This is a genomic window from Lactobacillus sp. 23-2 (assembly GCF_044902225.1).
Classification (GTDB): Bacteria; Bacillota; Bacilli; order Lactobacillales; family Lactobacillaceae; genus Lactobacillus; species Lactobacillus absianus.
This window is the reverse complement of record NZ_JAOQBX010000034.1, coordinates 1-1,878: the sequence shown is the minus strand read 5'-3', so window position 1 is coordinate 1,878 and position 1,878 is coordinate 1. Positions and strand designations below refer to the sequence as shown.

The following is a 1,878-nucleotide window of genomic DNA, read 5'->3' as shown; positions in this document are numbered from 1 at the left end:
CTTTTGGGGGATAAAATTTTTGAAAAGGGGCGTATTTAGGTATTTTTAGGGGTAAAAAATCCCCGTAAAGTCCCCAACTAAAGCCAAAATTGCGAAATTCATCCCTATAAAGTCCCCAACTAAAGCCGAAATTGCGAAATTCATCCCCAAAAAGTCCCCAACTAAAGCCGAAATCGCGAAATTCATCCCCGTAAAGTCCCCAACTAAAGCCGAAATCGCGAAATTCATCCCCAAAAAGTCCCCAACTAAAGCCGAAAACTTCGTGTTCCAATAGAAAAAACGATCAAGATTGCAAACACAGTCTTGATCGTTTTTCGTTTAGATGCGAGTAAAATTGTTCAGCTTAATCTAAGTCGGTCCCGTTGGATTCGATGACCTTCTTGTACCAGAAGTAGGAGTCCTTTGGCGTCCGGCTGAGGTCGCCGACGCCTGCATCGTTCTTGTTGACGTAGATGAAGCCATAGCGCTTGTCCATCTGGCCGGTCCCGGCAGAAACCAGGTCGATTGGTCCCCATGGCAGGTAGCCCATCAAGTCGACGCCATCGATTGCCACGGCTTTTTCCATTTCGCTGATGTGCTTCTTGAGATAGTCAATCCGGTAAGGGTCGTGGATCTTGCCATCTTCAACCTTGTCGTAGGCGCCCAAGCCGTTTTCAACGATGAACAGCGGCAGGTGGTAGCGGTCGGTCAGGTGGTTCAGGGCCAGCCGCAGGCCAACCGGATCAATTTCCCAGCCCCAGTCGGATCTTTCCAAGGTTGGGTTGACGGCAACGGCCTTGGCCAGGTCGCTTAAGTCGTCAGGATCGACTTTTTCACTGGAGACGGTCGTTGACTGGTAGTAGGAGAAGGCAACGTAGTCGACGGTTCCTTCCTTGAGGACGACCCGGTCTTCATCGGTGATGTCTGGGCGGTAGCCGTGCTTTTCAATGTAGGCTTCGATCGCTTTTGGATATTCGCCAAAAACTTGCACGTCGGAGAAGAAGTCCCGGTGCTGCTCGAACTTGTCGGCCAAAAGGGCATCAGCTGAGCTTGGAGTGAGCGGCCGGACTGGCGAGTAGTTGATCATCAAGCCAATCTTGAAGTCCGGGTTGATCTTGTGGCCGATCTTGACGGCCAAAGCGCTGGCCACGAATTCGTAGTGGGCTGCCTGGTACATGGCAGCTTCTTTTTCTTCATCGGTCATGCCGTCCTTGAAAAGAATGCCTGAGTTGGTAGCCATCAGGAAGTCGTTGTTGAAGGCACTTTGGTTGTCGATTTCGTTGAAGGTCATCCAGTACTTGACCTTGTCCTTGTAGCGCTTGAAGCAGACTTCAGCGAAGCGGACGAAGAAGTCGATGGTCTTGCGGTTGGTAAAGCCGCCATAATTCTTGGCCAGGTTGAATGGCATTTCGAAGTGGCTCAGGGTGATCACTGGCTCAATGCCATACTTGTGCATTTCGTCAAACAGGTCGTCGTAGAATTTCAAGCCTGCTTCGCTTGGCTGCTCGTCATCGCCATTAGGGAAGATTCTGGTCCAGGCAATAGAAGTTCTGAAGGCCTTAAAGCCCATCCCGGCCAGCAATTTGATGTCTTCTTTGTAGTGGTGGTAGAAGTCGATGGCTGAGTGGTTCGGGTAGTTCTTGCCCGGCAGGACGCCGTCGGTAATCTCCCGCGGCTTGGTGGCTGAGCCAACCGTCATGACGTCCGCGACTGACACGCCTTTGCCGCCAACGTCCCAGGCGCCTTCCAACTGGTGAGCCGCAACCGCGCCGCCCCATAAAAATCCTTCTGGCATTTTTGCAGAGTACATTGAAGAAACCTCCGTTTTAGTTATATGTTTTCAGTACGCTGATTGTAAAATCAAATTGAACACTGTTCCGATCTAGTAAGTGAAAATCG

At 50.7% G+C, this 1,878-nt stretch carries 2 protein-coding genes; both read right to left on the bottom strand.

Annotation, left to right across the window (positions count from 1 at the left end; genetic code table 11):
- Positions 1–271, bottom strand: a 271-nt coding sequence (locus OCH80_RS09175; RefSeq protein WP_404540262.1) for a hypothetical protein, incomplete at its 3' end; no start/stop codon positions are given.
- Positions 272–343: 72 nt separating this feature from the next.
- The gene (locus tag OCH80_RS09170) at positions 344–1,789 is read right to left on the bottom strand and encodes a 6-phospho-beta-glucosidase (protein WP_404540260.1); all 1,446 of its coding nucleotides are present in this window, start codon (positions 1,787–1,789) and stop codon (positions 344–346) included.
- Positions 1,790–1,878: the final 89 nt, after the last annotated feature.

What these genes read in the sequence shown, in the direction of transcription:
- OCH80_RS09170 (WP_404540260.1), bottom strand. Translation starts at nt 1,789, where the DNA reads ATGTACTCTGCAAAAATGCCAGAAGGATTTTTATGGGGCGGCGCGGTT.